The following is a 17568-nucleotide window of genomic DNA, read 5'->3' on the forward strand; positions in this document are numbered from 1 at the left end:
CTAATACTTAATACTTAAAACTTAATACTTGATTTTATACTTAAAATCTTGCATCCTATTGTTATTCTGTTTAATTTTGGCAGCAGATTTAATTTTAAGAATCATAAACTTGATACAGATATGTCAGTAAATAGAGTGATATTGATAGGAAACGTAGGACAAGATCCTCGGGTAAAATACTTCGATACAGGTTCGGCAGTAGCAACTTTCCCGTTGGCTACAACGGATCGTGGATATACGTTGGCTAATGGAACCCAGATTCCCGAAAGAACAGAGTGGCATAATATCGTTGCATCCAACCGTTTGGCGGAGATTGTGGATAAGTATGTGCACAAAGGTGACAAACTGTATCTGGAAGGAAAGATAAGAACACGTTCTTATAGCGACCAGTCGGGTGCTATGCGTTATATCACCGAAATTTATGTGGATAATATGGAAATGCTGTCTCCGAAAGGAGCTAATCCGGGTGCAGGAGCTTCTGCTTCCGGACAACCGACTACGGGGCAACAGCAACAATCGGTTGCCGGCCAGCCGCAACAAGCGCAGCAGTCGCAGGCACAACCCGCACAAGATAATCCGGCAGATGATTTGCCGTTCTAGATAATGTGATAGTGTGCCAATAGGTTTTCGCGAGCTTCTTGGCACATTATCTTTTGTTTAATTAAAATATAGACTCTTTGGACTCAGATGGTTATTTAAGCCAATTGGCTGACATTTTCAACGGTATTACCGTAAACACTCCTTCTATCTCTGCTATTATTGCCATAGTATTGGCAGGTGTACTCCTGCTTGCTTCCGGCTTTGCTTCGGCTTCCGAAATAGCTTTTTTCTCACTTACTCCTTCCGATCGGAATGATATTGATGAACAGAATCATCCTTCCGATGAAAAAATAAGTGCCCTGTTGGGGGATTCAGAACGCCTCCTGGCAACGATATTGATTACGAACAACTTTGTGAATGTAACCATTATCATGCTCTGCAACTTCTTCTTTATGAATGTATTTGTTTTTCATTCTCCATTGGCAGAGTTCTTGATACTGACCGTCATCCTGACTTTTCTATTGTTGTTGTTCGGCGAAATCATGCCCAAAATCTATTCGGCACAGAAGACTTTGGCTTTTTGCCGTTTTTCGGCACCGGGGATTTACTTTCTGGAAAAGCTGTTCCGTCCGGTGGCTACTGTGCTTGTACGTTCAACTACTTTTCTGAATAAACATTTTGTAAAGAAGAGCCATAATATTTCTGTCGACGAACTGTCGCACGCATTGGAGCTGACAGATAAAGCGGAACTCTCTGAAGAGAATAATATCTTGGAGGGTATTATCCGTTTCGGCGGTGAAACTGTGAAGGAGGTGATGACATCACGTCTGGATATGGTCGATCTGGATATCCGTACCTCTTTCAAGGAGGTGATGCAATGTATCATTGAAAATGCTTATTCGCGTATTCCTATCTATTCCGGTTCGCGGGATAATATCAAGGGGGTATTGTATATTAAAGACTTGCTGCCTCATGTCAACAAGGGGGATAATTTCCGTTGGCAGTCATTGATCCGTCCGGCTTATTTTGTGCCGGAAACAAAGATGATTGATGATCTGTTGCGTGACTTCCAGGCGAATAAGATTCATATTGCCATTGTTGTGGATGAGTTTGGAGGAACTTCCGGACTGGTGACGATGGAGGATATTATCGAAGAGATTGTAGGTGAGATTCACGATGAATATGATGATGAAGAACGTACATACGTTGTCTTGAATGACCATACCTGGATATTTGAAGCGAAGACGCAGTTGACGGATTTCTATAAGATTGCGAAAGTAGACGAAGACGAGTTTGAAAAGGTGGTGGGAGATGCGGATACATTGGCGGGTATGTTGCTCGAAATTAAAGGTGAATTCCCGGCATTGCATGAGAAAGTGACTTATCACCATTATGAATTTGAAGTGCTCGAAATGGATAGTCGTCGTATCCTGAAAGTGAAGTTTACAATTCTGCCGAAGGATATGGAAGGCTCGGTAGAGAAGGAATAATCTTGGAATCATAATTTTGAAAGCATAATCAAGCAAACGTAAGATGGCGTTATTTCTGCAACATAAGACGGATGATATACAGTGGGCTGTCTGGAAGATGGAAGAGTCTTTGGATGCTCTGTTGGCTCTTTTGCCGGATGCGCGAAGAGTGTTCTGTGAACAGGAATTGAATCGTTTTGTCTCCGAACGCCGTAAGATGGAATGGTTGTCCGTTCGTGTTTTGTTGTATGCTATGTTGCAGGAGGATAAGGAAATCGGTTATTCTCCCGAAGGAAAACCGTATCTGACGGATCATTCTTTTTTCATCAGTATTTCTCATACGAAAGGTTATGTAGCTGTGATGCTTGCTTCTTTCACTCAGGCAGGCATTGATATTGAGCAATATGCTCAACGCGTTCACAAGGTATCCGATAGGTATATCCGTTCTGACGAACAAACGGAACCTTATCAGGGAGATATGACTTGGGGACTGTTATTGCATTGGTCGGCAAAAGAAGCTGTTTTTAAACGGATGGAAAACGCTGACGCTGACCTTCGTAAACTCCGTTTGACGCATTTTATTCCTCAAGAGCAAGGAACGTTTCAGGTTCAGGAGTTGGCGACGGAGCAGCAGGAACTTTACTCTGTCGGTTATCGTATCTGCCCGGACTTTGTACTGACATGGACATTGAGTTGAATGGGGGAGGAAATGAAGTGCCTCTACCTGTTTCTCTTTTCTTTGTAATGTGTGATGTCTTGACATAATAAATAAACCCCGAAAGTTTTTGTATGACTTTCGGGGTTCACTTTATATTCGGACGCCCTCATGATTTTATGAACTCACGGCTTTTCAGACAGGTTCTTTTATGGTTGGTTTACTTCTCTTTTTTGTTAAGTCGGTAGCTCAATGCTCCTGACGGACATTTACTGATTTGTGCAATTAATTCTTCCGTTGTCGCATTTTCTATTTGCACCCAGGGTCTTTCTTTAGGATGATAGACATTGGGTAGCATCTTTACACATATTCCGGCATGCTGGCATAATTCCGGTTTCCATATAATGGTCAGTTCACCATTGGTGTATTCTATTTTCTTTTCCATATCTGTATTTATTTAATATGAATACCACGCATTACAATGCGCTTCCATTCCGGATGTTTGTGAATATATCCGGCTACAAACGGGCAAAGCGGTACCAGGCGTAAACCTTGTCGTTCAATGTCTGTCAGTGCTTTTTCTGCAAGTTGTGATCCTACTCCCTTGCCGCCTAATGAGGCGGGTACTTCTGTATGTACAAGGTATATTTCTCCATTATTTGATTTGATATAGTCTATTTCGGCTATTTTGCCATCGATCTGAAATTCATATCGATGTTTTTCTTCGTTGTCTATTAATTTATAATCTTCTGCCATAATTTTACGTATTAAGTTCGATTATAATATAAACACTTGGGAAACACTTTTGTTTTATGCAAACAATTATTCTTGTTAATGGAGAAAGTATTGCCCGTTCATACTGGCACTGGTCTTTTCAATCCCTTTCTATTACTTCTTCAACTGATATTTGTTATTTTTTCTAAGTTTATAATCTTTCCAATTGAACTGTGAAATGTCTCATTAAAGGCGCTTCCCAGGCGATACGCACTCCGTGAGTGATGCTTTCTCTACGTTCATATACATTTTTGAGAGCAGCGGCTATTACATTCATATGATTGTCTGTATATACTCTGCGGGGAATGGCGAGGCGGAGTAAATCAAGACCGTTAAAACGATTTTCATGAGTTATCGGATCACGGTCGGCGAGGATATAACCGATCTCGCATCCACGGATACCGGCTTCCAAATAAAGTTCTATGGTCAGCGTCTGTGCCGGGAATTCTTCTTTGGGAACGTGCGTCAGTACTTTAGGTGCATCAATGAAGATGGCGTGGCCTCCGGCCGGTCGTTGGTAAGGAATTCCGTATTCATCCAGTTTCTTTGCCAGGTATTCCACTTGCTTGATACGTGTTTCGAGATTGTCGAATTCGGTGTTTTCATCCAAGCCGATGGTAAGAGCGTTCATGTCCCGTCCGTTCATTCCTCCATAGGTGAGATAGCCTTCGTATTGTACGCAGAAACCTTTTGCGCCTTCATACCAGTCTGAACGTCGTGTGGCGATAAATCCACCCATATTGACGATTCCGTCTTTCTTGGCACTCATTGTCATGCCATCGGCTAGAGAGAACATTTCCCGTGTGATTTCTTTGATGGTTTTGTCTTGGTAACCTTCTTCGCGCATCTTGATGAAATAGGCGTTTTCAGCAAAGCGTGCAGAGTCGAAAAGTACGGGTTTGCCGTATTTGTCAGCAATGGCACGTACTTCATGCAGGTTTTGCATGGATACGGGTTGTCCTCCGGCTGTATTGTTGGTGATGGTTACGATGATAAAAGGAATTCGTTCTGCATATTCTGTCAGGGCTTTCTGCAATTTATCAGGGTCTACATTTCCTTTGAACGGGATTTCCAGTTGGGTATGTTTTGCTGCATCGATAGTGCAGTCTAATGCGGTGGCATGGCGTCCTTCGATGTGTCCTTTGGTGGTGTCAAAATGTGAGTTGCCGGGTACAATGTCTCCTTCATGCACGAGATAAGAGAAAAGCACATTTTCTGCGGCACGTCCTTGATGGGTAGGTATGATATATTCAAATCCTGTCAGTTTCGTAATCATCTCTTTCAACTTAAAGAAAGAGGTTGCTCCGGCGTAACTTTCATCGCCTAGCATTATTCCCGCCCATTGACGGTCGCTCATCGCTCCGGTTCCGGAATCGGTGATGAGATCGATATAAACTTGTTCTGATTTGAGTTGAAAGACATTATAATGTGCTTCTTTAATCCATTGCTCGCGTTCTTCACGTGTGCTTTTTCGGATGGGTTCTACCATCTTTATTTTCCATGATTCAGCAAAAGGTAATTCCATTGTCGTAGATTTAATAGTTTTGAACGACGAATGTAGATAAAATTTGTGTGATTAACAAATATATAGTGTCTTTTTGTTAGTGAGAGTTGTTGGATTTACTTCTCTATGGGCTGGTAATATATCAAAATGTAGTGAGTCAATAGAAAGAGAGCCAGATTTCTTAAAAGAATATCCGGCTCTTTAAAATTATGCGGTCGATTGATGTTAATCTCAATCAATCAAACAAGTTGGTTATTTAGTCTTCGATGAGTGTAATACCATCAAGGCAGAAATAGGAAGGTGTGTTCATAGAAGAAACTAATACTCCTTCTTCATTTTCATATTCTGAATTATCTGTGGAGCTCATTTCAAATTTGATATAATCAGCATCTTTAATACTACTCCAATCAAACCATTTCCATGTGTTTACAATTTCGGTTTTTCCGTTTCTGAAGTCGGCAAGGTAGAAATCTACTCTTCCTATTTCATTGTCATTTGCTTTGTAACCGACTGCTGTTATTTTAAACCAATCATCATTGGTGAATTTTTTTACATAAGATGGGTCGCTTCCATCATCTCCGTTTTTGACAGCTAAATATGCATAAGTTGCATTAGTAACCCACGCTCCTTTAAATCCATATTCTCCTTTAAGATTGGTAAGTTTTGCAGTATTGTAGCTATTGGTATATATAGTGAGATAAGTTGTCCCATCTTTACCTTTTCCTGTTATGGCGCTATTATTACTAGAGCCAGGAGTGCTAATGTCTGTTTTGTTGGTGTAAGTAAATCCTCCAGCGAATCCCCATGCTGCGTAATAATGATTGCACTCAATTAAACTTTGATTATCTTTGATATTCGTCTCGAAAACATCATAACCTGTCGGTTGATTACCTGTTGGGGCAAATTCACTCTCAGCATCAGTTAATTTCTTTTCAAAGCTGACAACCACTTCGTTTTTTATATCATCGTCATCATCGCTACAGCCACAAAATACAAATACTGATAACAGTAATAATAAAGATAATTTCTTCATGTTCTTTTCTGATTTTAGTTATTAATTAATTATTGATTATTTCTTGAAATGTAAGTTCTCAATGGTGGTAACTTCGGTTGATATTTCACCCATTTGTCCTGCATCCTGATTGACTGCGGTCATAATCTTCACGAAGTCGATTTGATCCAAGTCTACCGGACTGCCATTACTATCCACAGCCCAATCTATCTTGAAATTACTTCCTTCCTTGCTGTTAGGATGGTTGTCTGCATATCCCCACGGATAGCAATATCCTACCCATAATCCATTCTCCAAAACGGCATTATCTTTTAGACGTGTTCCCTGGAATGTGATTTCATCACTTTCTATCCAAAGTGGATAATATGATTCCTGGTTATGGAAGCTGTTGCGGAAGATATATCCTTCGTTGCCTTGATTGTCTTTCCAAAAAACTTTTAGGTTGGCTGGATTCGGGCGGTGATAGGTTATCTCATATCCGCGTGTTTCTGTGTCTTTCCCGTATTCGCTTCCTTTCAATTCATACCACTCATCGTCAGGCTTTCCATTGCCATTTACATCTTTAGATACAAATACGATTCCCGGTTCTGCACTTCCGCCCAATGCTCCTGTTCCGGTTTTGGAGTTGTAGTAGGCATTGCCTTTTATCTTGAAGTCATACTCTCCTGTTACATTCGGAATGGATTGTGGGAATCCTAAAACAATGTAACCGCCGAATCCTCCCAATGTAAGGAGTGATTTCTGCTGGATTCTGCGGGTTGCTTCTTCTAGTATCTCATCATAAGTAAAGCCCTCCTTATATGCTGAAGTGGTAGTGTTGATAAACTGTCCGGGCGCAGGGCGATATTCCCATACTTTATTGGCGAAAGCCAGAGGATTTTCCTTATCATCATCGTTGTCATCAATATCGCTTTGTGAGGCTTTGTCACTGAATGCAATTGTATTCGGATTAAGTCCGATGTTGTTCAGACGGAACATGAGTTGTCCTTGTTGGTTGAAACAAAGTAAGTCTCCATAGGTGGTGTAATCACGGGCTTCGGTGATATATACATTGTTGCTGTAAGGATTGATGTTGATGCCGTATGGCGTTTTTATCACTGTTCCGTCAGTTATGAAATTCTCACGGATTGTCTCTTCTGTTTTCAGATTGAACATCTTGATAGAAGAGGTCTGTGTGTTATAATTGTAATTGTATAAATAAGCAATCTCTCCATCGATGGCAAAGTTTTGTACTTTCTCGTTAGATTGAGTGACTTTGTTTGTCCGGCAGTCTATCTTGACGAAGTTATAATCGCCGGCTTCTACATCTTCGCCACGGGTGGCTACATAAACGGTTTCGTCCGGCCCTGCTACTATTTTACCGGGATTCGGGCCTACTGTTAGTTTGCTACTTTCTTTAAATGTGGCAATATCGACAACAGATACCGTGTTGTCTACCCCCAGTCCTGATGAATAGTCCAACCCGCCGGAATTGGAAATATATAACTTTTCGTTTTGTACACAAATACCGTCGGGGTTGCGTCCCACTGATGTGATAGCTTCTATGGATAGGGAGGTTGTGTCTATACGTGCAACGGTTCCATCGTATGAACATACGTATGCCTTTTCTTTGTGAAAAGCGATGTAGCGTGGTTGACGGGAATTTCCGTTTTCTGCCAACATCTGAATCTGTTTCAATGAGCTTCCCGTACGAAAGTCTATCACTTCTACCGTACTGGAGATATTGACTATCACATATATCTTGCTTCCGTAGATGGCCATGTCATTGGCTGTGTCTCCTAATCCCCGGCGGTTGACTGCTTTGAAATAGTCACGAACTATTTGCTGGTTGCCGAAAGAAAAACGTGCCAGCGAGCTATTGTTCTGATTGAACAGTCCTTCGCATAATACATATAATTCGGCGGTACCCGTTTCTGTCGGATCGCCTATAATGCCTGATGTGAAGGGTTTGTCCTCCATATCATCACATGCCACGAATAAGATTAGGAATGACAGCCAGCACGAGAATATATATATTAGTTTCCTTTTCACGTCAATATCTTACTTTATAATAGTTAATATCTTATTTTTATTGTCGCCCTTACGGATCGTCCGGGCATTGGGAAATATTTCACAATCTCGTAATTCTTATCCATCAGGTTCAATACTTCTACGCTGAAAGAGGTAGTGATTTTTCTGATCTGAAAGTCACGGTTTGCAGAAATGCTGTGGTCGCTATAACTATCCAATCGGTTTTCGGCAATGTTTTGTCCTAACGCATAGCGTTTTCCGGAAAAAAGGAATGAATAAGACAGATTGATCCACGGTGTTTCGACGCCTGCCTGTCCCGAAGCGGAGACGCGGGGAGTGTAGGCTATTTGATGTTTGTATGTCGATTCATACGTGTTCGGATCGGGCGGGGTGACATCTAAAGCTCGTTGGTATGTGTAGTTACCCGAGAGGTTGATGCGTATTTTATCCCAAGGTTGGAGGGACAGGCTTCCTGTGGCATCAATGCCTTTGATGTCAACTTCACCCAGGTTCTTCATGCTCCATACGGCAAGGTTCTTGGTAGGGTAGGCGATGATTTTATCTGTTACCTTGTTATAATAAGCGTCAACGGTTACTGACAGATAGGGTAGGAACGGGCATGCATTTTTATTGTATGTCAGTCCGATGTTGTATTGTTTTGCCTTTTCCGGCTTTAGTTGGGTGTTGCCTACTTCTTCGTAATATAAGTCGTTGAAACTTGCCAGACGGAAAATGTCTTTATAGAAGAAGCGGATGCGGAATTCTTCATGCTGGAAAGGTTTGAAAGCGGCACTTACATAAGGGGTTAGCTTACGGTGATTGCCGGCACTACCGCCTTTCTTCACATCTTCATTGATAACGGTTGCCAATGCGGATGCGGAGATTGTTAACCAGTCATTTACGTATTTTCCGGCGAATGCTGTTAGCCATGAGTAACGTGTGGGGTGTACAAAGTTGGCTAGATCGGCGTTCATGGTGTTGATGCTTCCATCTGTGGAAAGTGAGAAAGAGAGGTTGCTCAACAGTCTGTATAGTACAGAAGCGGAAAGATAATATTCCTGCTGGTAATAGCTGTTTTCCGTTTTCTTTAAAGAGTTCTTGGTATCGGGGTCCAGATAACGTTGATAGCTCCAATTCCACTTGGCAGAGGTTTGGAACACCCATTGCCGGCTGAATTCTTTCTTGTATTGACTTTGTATGAATGTGTTTTTATCCCACAAGTGTTGTGTGGAATGGTCGTTATAGAAGGTTGTAGCTTTGGGTAGTCCCCGGGAGGACTGAAAGTAGTAGGCTTTCAACCGCCATTGTTCTTTATCGGAGAAGTTGCCGTAAAGTCCGGCTTCGGCACGGAATGTCTGTACGTCTGTATTCTTTCGTTTTTCACGTGAGGACAGGTCTTCTGCCGCATTTCCATAATGTAGTGTGTACGGATAATGTCCGTCGGAGGACATCCATTCGCCATTGGCTGACATGCTCCATGTCTTATTGAATTGTTGTTCCAGTAGCAGGGAGGGATTGATTAATCCCCAGGAGCCGGTTTTGAAAGCTCCGGCTATATTGGTCTTTTTGCCTTTGGTGAATAGCGGCGTGAGTGTCTGTATATTCAATATGCCTGCTGACGCGAAGAAGCGGGCAGGTTGGAAGATGTTATCGCTTTGCCCGTTGTTTAGAGAAAGGCGGTCTACGTTGTCGAGCGAGAAACGCCCGATATCTATTTGTCCGGTTTGGCAGTCGGTCAGGGTGATTCCGTCATAACCGACAGCGGTATGTTGGGCTCCCAGGCTTCGTATGGATACTGTTTTCAGTCCGCCGATACCTCCGTAATCTTTTACGGTCACTCCGGCAAAGTGTTTCACCGCGTCGGAGACTTGCAGGGCGTGCAGGTTTTTCAGGGCGTCTTTGGAGAAGACTTGCAGGGGAGCGGTTGAGCGTATTTCGCGGGTCTGGTAGATATCTGATACTGTTATTTCGGGAATAGAATATGTATGTGTCGTATCTACCTTTTGCTGTTGTGCAAAAAGTGGTATGGATAAGAATTGGCAGCTGAATGCTGCAAAGATCACTTTATTAAATGTTCTTTTCTTCATTTATTCCTTTTTCAGTCTGTTGTTGTTTAAAAGTGTCCGGGCGAAATCCCTTCGACCGGACACGCATAAATAAACTTGGCAGAGTTTATCCGTTTTAACACACTTTCTCTGAATCAGAGTGATGAATGAAATGATAGACGATTTGTCCGGTTCATTAGACTCAACGCTTTTTCCTCGAAAGCAGTGAAACTTATTTGCATGGTAGGTCTTCTGACTTATTCCTGTTACAAACGCCTTCCCGGATTGGTCTCCAGTGGCAATGAGTGAATTGCTTGTAACTTGTATGGAACTTACAGCAGCGGGACTGTTCAGGACTTGCACCTGATTCCCTTTTAATTGCTTCCCCCGCATAGGAGTCGCAAACCAATGCGCGACAAAGATAGGGAGTTTATTTGTTTTTTCCAAAGGGATGTTCTTTTTCTTTCGTCTTGATACGAAAGAGAAAGAACCAAAAAGAAAGGATCAAGGCTGCGTTTTTTCAGCTACTCCGGTGCTTCCTTCGGCTAAAGGGCAGAAACTCGCTACGCTCAAACAGTCTGCCCTTTTTGACGCCGAAGAAAACACCTGCGCTTGACGCTGAAAAAACGAGGCCGGGAGACCATGCGGCGTGGGCGGTGTGGCATGGGCACGTGTGTGGGCGGCGTGGGGGCTTATTGTTCGCCTTTCATTAGCAGGTATTCTTCGATGGTTTGCGCGGGAGCATCTTTCAGAAGTACTGTCTTATCCTTGTTTAGAAGGTAGAGGGTAGGGATGGCTTTCAAGTCATACAGTTGTTGTTCCTTGATAGCGAAGGTCTTATCATATCCGTTAACCCATTCTTTTGGGAATTCATTTAGGTGTTTTCGCCATTCGTCCAACTCTTCGTCGGGATAAATGGAGAGGACTGTTAGTCTCTTTTGTTCCAGAAGTTGATTGATGATAGGGGCGTTTTTTAATGCTTCGATTGTCTCCGTGCAGGCATGGCATCCCGGGTTATTGATAAATAATAAGGTATAGTCCGATTTTTGTTGATAAAGAGAACCCTGTGCGCCGGAAGCTAATGTATAGTTAAAATTCAGTGCTTTGGTTCCGATACGGTTTTTCTGAGCCAGTTCGCGACGGGCTTTGGGACGTACCTTTTCTATTTCTTCCAGTACGGGAGAAGCCAACATGGCATCCAGTACAGGGATATAAAACTCTTCGTTACGCATCGGGGAGTTAGGGTCGTACAGATATTTGTCTGCCAAGTCGGTGATGTAAGTGAATACTTTCTTATTCACATTTGTCCGTTCGATTGTTTTCTGCATAGCTTGCTGTGCAGTTTCCAATGGAACATGGTTCAGTATATCACAATAGTCCGCCCAAGCTTGTTCGGTCACTTCGGGATGATGGACATAATTGGTATCGGCAAAGTTTACGTTATCCCAATAGTGCTTTACTAGGAAATCTGCCCGTAGCTCGGGTGCTGTCAGCATTGGCGGGATGGCAGGTAGCGTAAAGGAGGTGATGGTATCTTTGGGAGCTTCTTTGGAGTTTTGGCTGGATGCATTCCCGCTTTTGCAAGCGCAAAGCAGTAGAATACAGAAGACTGGGATAAGATTTATATTTGTTCTCATAACTTGCTGAATTGTTTTCAATTTACTATCGGTGAGCAAAGATAAAAAAACTATGTGTGAAAATGCACTGTTTTAATGAAAATGCTATATTTGTGTCGGCAAACAAACATACAATGCATATCTATGATTAAATCCACCTACATATTCTTTGTTTTTTTTATGCTGACGGCTGTATGGAGTTGCAACCGACCTTCTGACATGCAGCGGGAACATCCTGCCGTTTCTCCCACGTTCTATGCCGACAGTCTTTGTACATTGGGGCGTGGTATCCGCTTGATTAAGGAGGAGAAGGAAAGGCTGGCTTTCCCGCCGCTAGATTCCGTGTTCCGGCTTCCGGTGGACGATGTGCTCACTACCGAAGAATTGCGCCGTTTATCTTCCGAATCTCTCCGCCGGTTAATGATATACTTCAATCTGATGATGAACTTTGAGTCCGGCTATCAGTATTTTGATTCGTTGGAGCGGGCGAAACACCCTGTTGTCTCCCGTTATTGCCGCAGGGAACTGTGGGTGGTAAAGGCGCAGATGCTTATGGCGCTCGACCGCCATGCGGAGGCGGTGGACTATCTCAACCGGGCGATGGCACTGAAAGATGAGAACAACGACCCGTTGAGCGAGATATTTTGTACAGCTACGGCAGGCATCACCTATATGGGTGTCGACACTATCAGCACTCGTGCCGAGTCCGCTTTCCGTAGAGCCTGCCGAGTGGCAGAACGCTCGGGCCTAAGCAACTATTGGCTTTATCCACAAGCTATCGGGCGGCTTGCCGATATATACCTTCAGCAGGGGAAGTATGAAGAAAGTATCTCCCTCTGTCGTGAAGCTATCCGTCTATGTGAGAAGTCGGGCAGCTATCACGGCAAGCTAGTGGTGGCGGAGATTCTGACGGAAGCCTACCGCCTGCTCGGGCTCTATGATGAAGCGTTTCGCTATTGTGCCGTAGGAACGGGCGAGCCGGCACGTGCCGAAGTTGACAATAACTTGATAGGTCGTTTCTTCATTGCGAAGGCGGAGATACACAACAATCTGAATCGCCCCGACTCCGCACTCCTGGTTCTTGCGCAGGCCGACAGTTGCTTTGACCGGACGAAGAACGACTACTATCATTTGATGGTGCAGATAGACCGGATGTATTACCTTGCCGCCTTTCCCGACTCTGTGAATGTGGCTTTGAGAGGCTTTGCCGCACTTGAAGGTAAAGTTCCCCGTCATCGCCTGCCATATTATGACTATTATTACGGTGCCACCCTTGTCCGCGCCGGTAAATGGTTGGAGGCAATCCCCCTGCTTCGGAAATCTATTGGCGAGTTGAAAGATATATCCGAGCTTCACCCTGCTTCGGAAGCGGCGGAATTGTTAATGGAAGGCTATCGCCACACGGGGCGGGCAGCGGATATACTCACCGTCTTTCCCGAATACCGGGTGATGAGAGATTCGGTGACCCGCAAAGACAAGATACGCCAGTTGGCATCGGCAAATATCCGTTTCGAAACACAGAAGAAAGAACAGGAGAATCTTCTGCTGACTGCCGAAGTCCGTCTTCAGGATACCCTGTTGCATGTGTATTTCATAGCCGGAGTGTGTACATTGCTACTCGTCTTTTTTATAGCCGGCTGGATGGTGATGCGCCACCGCAATCTGCGGCTCCGGTGGCAGCTCGAGGCGCAGGAACATGAGCGGGCTGACGAACGGTTGCGTGATCAGGAAAGCAGGCTTCACGAACTGATAGCCGCCCGTCAGGACTTGTACGAACGCAACCGCTCCCTTATCTGCCAGCTTTCTGATATCCAGGCGCGCCACCGCAACACGTGCGAACTTGACAGCGTGATGGAAAGCCTGCAATCCCACTTGCTCACCCGTAAGGAAGAAGAGGATTTCCGTAACGCCTTTTTGTCCGTCTACCCGTCGGCGCTGCTGCATCTTCGTGAAGCCTGTCCGGCGGTGACACGTAGCGAGGAACTGTTTTGTATGTTGGTTCTGCTCAAGCAATCCAACGAAGAACTGGCGCGGACGCTCGGCATCAGCGTGGCAAGTGTGTCCAAAACCCGATACCGCATCCGTGTGAAGCTTGGTCTGCCCGAAGGTTCGGACACTGATGCGGAAATCCGTCACATTATGGCAGGGGAAGATTTATAGAATCGGTTCTTCCAGTCATTCAGCAATATTAACCCGGAACTTTCATCATTAAACAAAAAATGTCTATCTTTGTTGTCAATATACACAACCAATACATTAATAATGGGAAGATTTATTAATCCCTTTACCGACTATGGCTTTAAGTTTTTATTCGGCAGAGAGGTAGAAAAGGAGTTATTAATCGACTTCTTGAACGATTTGCTCTCTGGAGAGCACGTGATTACCGACATCCAGTTCCTTAACAACGAATAGCAGCCGGAAGTAAAAACAGAACGGGGGATTATCTACGATATCTACTGTATGACTGACACAGGTGAACGGATAATCGTAGAAATGCAGAATCGTGAGCAACCTTACTTTAAAGATCGTGCTCTCTTCTACCTCTCTCGTGCGATTACGCAACAAGCTAAAAGCGGTCCTTGGGACTTCCGGTTGGATGCTGTATACGGAGTGTTTTTTATGAACTTTGTGATTGACAAGGACATGCCTGCGAAGATAAGGACTGATGTAATCCTTTCCGACCGGGATACAGGACAGCTTTTCAATAACAAGTTTCGGCAGATTTTTATCGAACTGCCTAACTTTGACAAAGAAGAGGATGAGTGTAGTAACGATTTTGAACGATGGATTTATGTATTAAAGCATATGGATACACTTGATAGAATGCCTTTCAAGGCACGTAAAGCCGTTTTTGAACGACTTGAGAAGATGGCCTCCAAAGCGAATATGACTCCGGAGGAAAGAGCTCAATATGAGAAGGAATGGAAAGTTTATAACGATTATTTCAATACGTTGGACTTTGCCGAACAGAAAGGTATGTTGAGAGGAAAAGAATCGTCCGCCCGTATGATGAAATCCAAAGGTTTGGCTATCGATTTAATTTCAGAATGTACGGGACTTACTGCTGAAGAAATTGAGGCATTGTGAAAAAATAGATAACAAACAGTAAGGGCGGCTCGTTAAAAAACGGGTCGCCCTTACTGTTTGTATGCGCCAAGCCTTTTCCTGACAGCCTCTTCTCTATATTGTCCATGAATCTGTCCATTCTCATTTTGTCCTTCATCGGGCTGAAATAATTATTTTTGCCCCAGCGAATAAAAGTTTAGCTCATATTGTTTGCTGTTTTTCGGCTTTTCTTTATCTTTGTCACTGCCCTTGTGAGAGAGGGCGTGATTTTTAGATAACGGAAAGCGTTTGAAGAATATCATCTTCGTCAATCAAACTTCGCACCTTTGACTTGTCACCGTGAAGATGAATGCAACAAATGCTCACGTTCCATTGTTTATATGGATGCCTGTTTGCGCCCCCGCTTCCCCCTCCGTCCGGAGAGGGGAGGGGGACGATACACAAGCTTTATATACGCCAATGGCGTGAGTGTTCTGTTGCTTATCTACGGTATGGGCAGTGCGAAGGCCCCGATTGACGGATAAGCATACGGACACTTACGCCTTTCTTGTATATAAACTTTTGTAATCTTATGTTACAGGTATGAGAATGAAAAACAAACAAAACGTAGCGTGGAGTACATTCCGTTACTTTGTACTGGCATTTTTGCTATGTCTATCGGTTGTTCCCTTGCGCGGTCGGCCGGATGCTGCCGTCCTTTCCCCCTTTCCGGCAGACAGCCTGATTATTTTCCGCTATCCTTCACGTATCCGGATGTTCAAGACGGAATATGCGGACAACCGACTGTCGTTGCGGAAGTTAAAGAAACGGCTGCGCACCTTTCGTAAACGTCAGGACACCCTCTACGTGCAGAGCTATTCCGGCAGTTGGGACGATGAAAAGTCGAATCTGCGCGCCGCCTACTGGCGTGCCAACAATCTGAAAGGCTATCTTATCGACCACTACGGACTGCGCGAGCGGCATTTCCGGACACTCAACCACCCGTTGGCTCATCCCTTGTGGGGAGAAGTCGTCGTGGTAGGTTGCCGAGGTTTCCAAGATTGCCAAAGCGAGATTCCGCAAAACCGGCAAGAGCCTGCAAGTGCGGCGAGGCGACAGGAACAACAGGAAGCCCTTCCGGTTGCCTTGCAGGGAGACAAAGAGCCTGTTGACTCTTCCGCCGTGGCTGCCACGGCTGTTGTGCCGGATGCAGCTACTGCACCTGTTGCACCCGATGCAGCTACTGCTCTTTCTACTTCGGTTGCTTCTTCTGCTTCAGTTACTCCTTCTTCTTCCACCGCTTCCACCTCTACAGCTACCTCGCCTTCACTTCCCGCCAACGGTCGTTACCTTGGCGTGAAAACCAACCTTGCCGCTTGGGCGGGCACGATTATGAACGTGGCGGCGGAAGTGCAGGTCGGCAAGCATCTTTCCGTAGAGTTGCCGATATTGTGGTGTCCGTGGCACATCAGCGGCAAACATGCCGTGAAGACCTTCACCCTGCAACCCGAAGCCCGTTACTGGCTCTCGAAGCCCGGCTCGGGACATTTCTTCGGTCTTCATGCCCACGTAGGCTGGTTCAATGTGAAGTGGAATCGCGACCGTTATCAAGACGCCGACCGTCCGTTGCTGGGCGCGGGCGTCAGCTATGGTTATCTGTTGCCGCTCGGCGGACATTGGGCGGGAGAATTTACCCTCGGTGCAGGCTATGCCAACATGAAGTACGACACCTATTATAATATAGACAACGGCGCACGGATAGACACACGGACGAAGAACTACTGGGGCATCACCCGCATGGGGCTTTCTATCGTCTATCGCTTCAACCTTAAAAAGTAACGGCTTATGAAACAGAAATATGCTATAGGATTTATCACCTTCATGTTGGCAACCGTCCTTGCCGCTTGTGTACACGACTATCCCGCGATGACACCGGACGGTGAGGAAGGCATCGACCCCACGCTTGTAGAGGTCAGTACCGAAGTGACCCTCGACCTCGAACTCCTACCACTGGAAATCATCACCAACAAGGCACACCGCGGAATCACAAAAGCCCGTGCCGGAGAACAAACGGATTACCGCCGCCGCTTCATCATCGAAGCATGGCGCGACGGCAAACCGGCAGCCCGGCAAGTGACCGTCATGGACAATGCCGACGAAGCCGGCAACGGGAAAATCACGCTCCCTGTCCATTTGAAGCTGTACGCCGTAGAATACACCCTCGCCGTATGGACGGACTACGTTGTGGCAGGCACGACCACCGACCTCTATTATAATACGGAGAACTTGCAGCAAGTAACTTGCACCACGCCCTACACCGGAAGCACTGGCTACCGCGATTGCCTCTACGGCAGCACCACCCTTGACCTGCGCCCCTACCGGGACGAATGGAACGTCCGCGTACAAGCCAAAGTCGACATGGTGCGCCCGTTGGCAAAATACCGTATTATCGCCACCGACGTGCAGGAGTTTCTGGCAAAAACACAGCGGCAACGCGATGCCGAAGGCGGCAACAACACCTACACCGTCACCTTTTCCTACGGGTTCTATTTCCCGTTAGGATTCAACACCGCCACGGGCAAGCCGATGAACTCCGTGCAGGGCGTGACGTTCTCCACCCCTCTCACCATCCCCGACGACGGCACGGAGAAATGTCCGCTAGGTTCGGACTTTATCTTCGTGAACGGCACGGAATCCTTTGTGCCCCTGAATATTGAATTGGCGGACGCCAACGGAAAGGTAGTGTCGCGTACCCGGGGACTGGAAGTGCCCTACCGGCGGGGACACCTCACCACCCTGCGAGGCAACTTCCTCACCAACGAAATGCAGGGAGGCATCAACATCGACACCGGATATGACGACGAGATAGACATCGACCTCGATTCTTTCTGAAATGAC

General features: G+C 45.2%; 14 protein-coding genes, 1 pseudogene and 1 riboswitch. Of the genes and pseudogenes, 8 read left to right on the plus strand and 7 right to left on the minus strand.

The features are described 5' to 3' along the window. Positions 1-120: 120 nt before the first annotated feature. The 3 genes from HMPREF9009_RS13100 (at position 121) to HMPREF9009_RS13110 (ending at position 2706) form a co-directional block, all read left to right on the plus strand. Positions 121-600, plus strand: coding sequence for a single-stranded DNA-binding protein (locus tag HMPREF9009_RS13100; protein WP_009039928.1), 480 nt, complete (start codon positions 121-123; stop codon positions 598-600). Between the two features lie 77 nt (positions 601-677). Beyond that, positions 678-2030 (plus strand): gliding motility-associated protein GldE, encoded by a 1353-nt coding sequence (locus HMPREF9009_RS13105; RefSeq protein WP_049702443.1) that lies wholly within the window; start codon positions 678-680, stop codon positions 2028-2030. A gap of 43 nt (positions 2031-2073) precedes the next feature. Next, positions 2074-2706: a 4'-phosphopantetheinyl transferase superfamily protein gene (locus tag HMPREF9009_RS13110; RefSeq protein ID WP_049702444.1), complete on the plus strand. Its 633-nt coding sequence runs from the start codon at positions 2074-2076 to the stop codon at positions 2704-2706. Between the two features lie 178 nt (positions 2707-2884). Here the strand turns inward: HMPREF9009_RS13110 and HMPREF9009_RS13115 are convergent, their stop codons facing one another. From HMPREF9009_RS13115 to HMPREF9009_RS13155, 7 genes are all read right to left on the minus strand, one after another. Beyond that, positions 2885-3109, minus strand: coding sequence for a (4Fe-4S)-binding protein (locus HMPREF9009_RS13115; protein ID WP_004316209.1), 225 nt, complete (start codon positions 3107-3109; stop codon positions 2885-2887). Positions 3110-3117: 8 nt separating this feature from the next. After that, positions 3118-3420: a GNAT family N-acetyltransferase gene (locus HMPREF9009_RS13120; protein ID WP_004316210.1), complete on the minus strand. Its 303-nt coding sequence runs from the start codon at positions 3418-3420 to the stop codon at positions 3118-3120. 169 nt (positions 3421-3589) lie between these two features. Next, the gene (locus tag HMPREF9009_RS13125; protein ID WP_049702445.1) at positions 3590-4963 is read right to left on the minus strand and encodes a tryptophanase; all 1374 of its coding nucleotides are present in this window, start codon (positions 4961-4963) and stop codon (positions 3590-3592) included. Positions 4964-5198: 235 nt separating this feature from the next. After that, positions 5199-5975, minus strand: coding sequence for a DUF4465 domain-containing protein (locus HMPREF9009_RS13130; protein ID WP_049702446.1), 777 nt, complete (start codon positions 5973-5975; stop codon positions 5199-5201). Positions 5976-6011: 36 nt separating this feature from the next. After that, on the minus strand, positions 6012-7985 hold the full coding sequence (locus HMPREF9009_RS13135; RefSeq protein WP_049702447.1) for a YncE family protein: 1974 nt from the start codon (positions 7983-7985) through the stop codon (positions 6012-6014). A gap of 23 nt (positions 7986-8008) precedes the next feature. Further along, positions 8009-10051, minus strand: a complete 2043-nt coding sequence (locus HMPREF9009_RS13140; protein WP_049702448.1) for a TonB-dependent receptor plug domain-containing protein — start codon at positions 10049-10051, stop codon at positions 8009-8011. Between the two features lie 182 nt (positions 10052-10233). Then, a riboswitch (cobalamin riboswitch) is annotated at positions 10234-10434 on the minus strand. A gap of 267 nt (positions 10435-10701) precedes the next feature. Then, entirely contained in the window at positions 10702-11646 is a 945-nt protein-coding gene (locus HMPREF9009_RS13155) for a DUF5106 domain-containing protein (protein ID WP_049702449.1), read from the minus strand. 75 nt (positions 11647-11721) lie between these two features. On the opposite strand from HMPREF9009_RS13155, the gene HMPREF9009_RS13160 reads away from it, so the two are divergent. The 5 genes and pseudogenes from HMPREF9009_RS13160 (at position 11722) to HMPREF9009_RS13175 (ending at position 17562) form a co-directional block, all read left to right on the plus strand. Continuing rightward, positions 11722-13785, plus strand: a complete 2064-nt coding sequence (locus HMPREF9009_RS13160; RefSeq protein WP_049702450.1) for a tetratricopeptide repeat protein — start codon at positions 11722-11724, stop codon at positions 13783-13785. A 102-nt stretch (positions 13786-13887) separates the two neighbouring features. Continuing rightward, positions 13888-14712, plus strand: a pseudogene (locus HMPREF9009_RS13165) (Rpn family recombination-promoting nuclease/putative transposase). A 590-nt stretch (positions 14713-15302) separates the two neighbouring features. Beyond that, positions 15303-15518, plus strand: coding sequence for a hypothetical protein (locus tag HMPREF9009_RS26205; RefSeq protein WP_232313587.1), 216 nt, complete (start codon positions 15303-15305; stop codon positions 15516-15518). Between the two features lie 157 nt (positions 15519-15675). Beyond that, complete coding sequence (locus HMPREF9009_RS13170; RefSeq protein ID WP_008771233.1) at positions 15676-16509, plus strand: DUF3575 domain-containing protein; 834 nt, start codon at positions 15676-15678, stop codon at positions 16507-16509. A 6-nt stretch (positions 16510-16515) separates the two neighbouring features. Further along, positions 16516-17562, plus strand: a complete 1047-nt coding sequence (locus HMPREF9009_RS13175; RefSeq protein WP_004314847.1) for a DUF6562 domain-containing protein — start codon at positions 16516-16518, stop codon at positions 17560-17562. The last annotated feature ends 6 nt before the right edge of the window (positions 17563-17568 follow it).

This window comes from Bacteroides sp. 3_1_13, from assembly GCF_001185845.1.
In the GTDB taxonomy this organism is placed as follows: Bacteria; Bacteroidota; Bacteroidia; order Bacteroidales; family Bacteroidaceae; genus Bacteroides; species Bacteroides xylanisolvens.

Bases quoted from the DNA above. Each gene is read 5' to 3' on its own strand.
- HMPREF9009_RS13100 (WP_009039928.1), top strand. From the start codon at position 121: ATGTCAGTAAATAGAGTGATATTGATAGGAAACGTAGGACAAGATCCT.
- HMPREF9009_RS13110 (WP_049702444.1), top strand. From the start codon at position 2,074: ATGGCGTTATTTCTGCAACATAAGACGGATGATATACAGTGGGCTGTC.
- HMPREF9009_RS13115 (WP_004316209.1), bottom strand. From the start codon at position 3,109: ATGGAAAAGAAAATAGAATACACCAATGGTGAACTGACCATTATATGG.
- HMPREF9009_RS13120 (WP_004316210.1), bottom strand. From the start codon at position 3,420: ATGGCAGAAGATTATAAATTAATAGACAACGAAGAAAAACATCGATAT.
- HMPREF9009_RS13125 (WP_049702445.1), bottom strand. From the start codon at position 4,963: ATGGAATTACCTTTTGCTGAATCATGGAAAATAAAGATGGTAGAACCC.
- HMPREF9009_RS13130 (WP_049702446.1), bottom strand. From the start codon at position 5,975: ATGAAGAAATTATCTTTATTATTACTGTTATCAGTATTTGTATTTTGT.
- HMPREF9009_RS13140 (WP_049702448.1), bottom strand. From the start codon at position 10,051: ATGAAGAAAAGAACATTTAATAAAGTGATCTTTGCAGCATTCAGCTGC.
- HMPREF9009_RS13155 (WP_049702449.1), bottom strand. From the start codon at position 11,646: ATGAGAACAAATATAAATCTTATCCCAGTCTTCTGTATTCTACTGCTT.
- HMPREF9009_RS13160 (WP_049702450.1), top strand. From the start codon at position 11,722: ATGAAAATGCTATATTTGTGTCGGCAAACAAACATACAATGCATATCT.
- HMPREF9009_RS13175 (WP_004314847.1), top strand. From the start codon at position 16,516: ATGAAACAGAAATATGCTATAGGATTTATCACCTTCATGTTGGCAACC.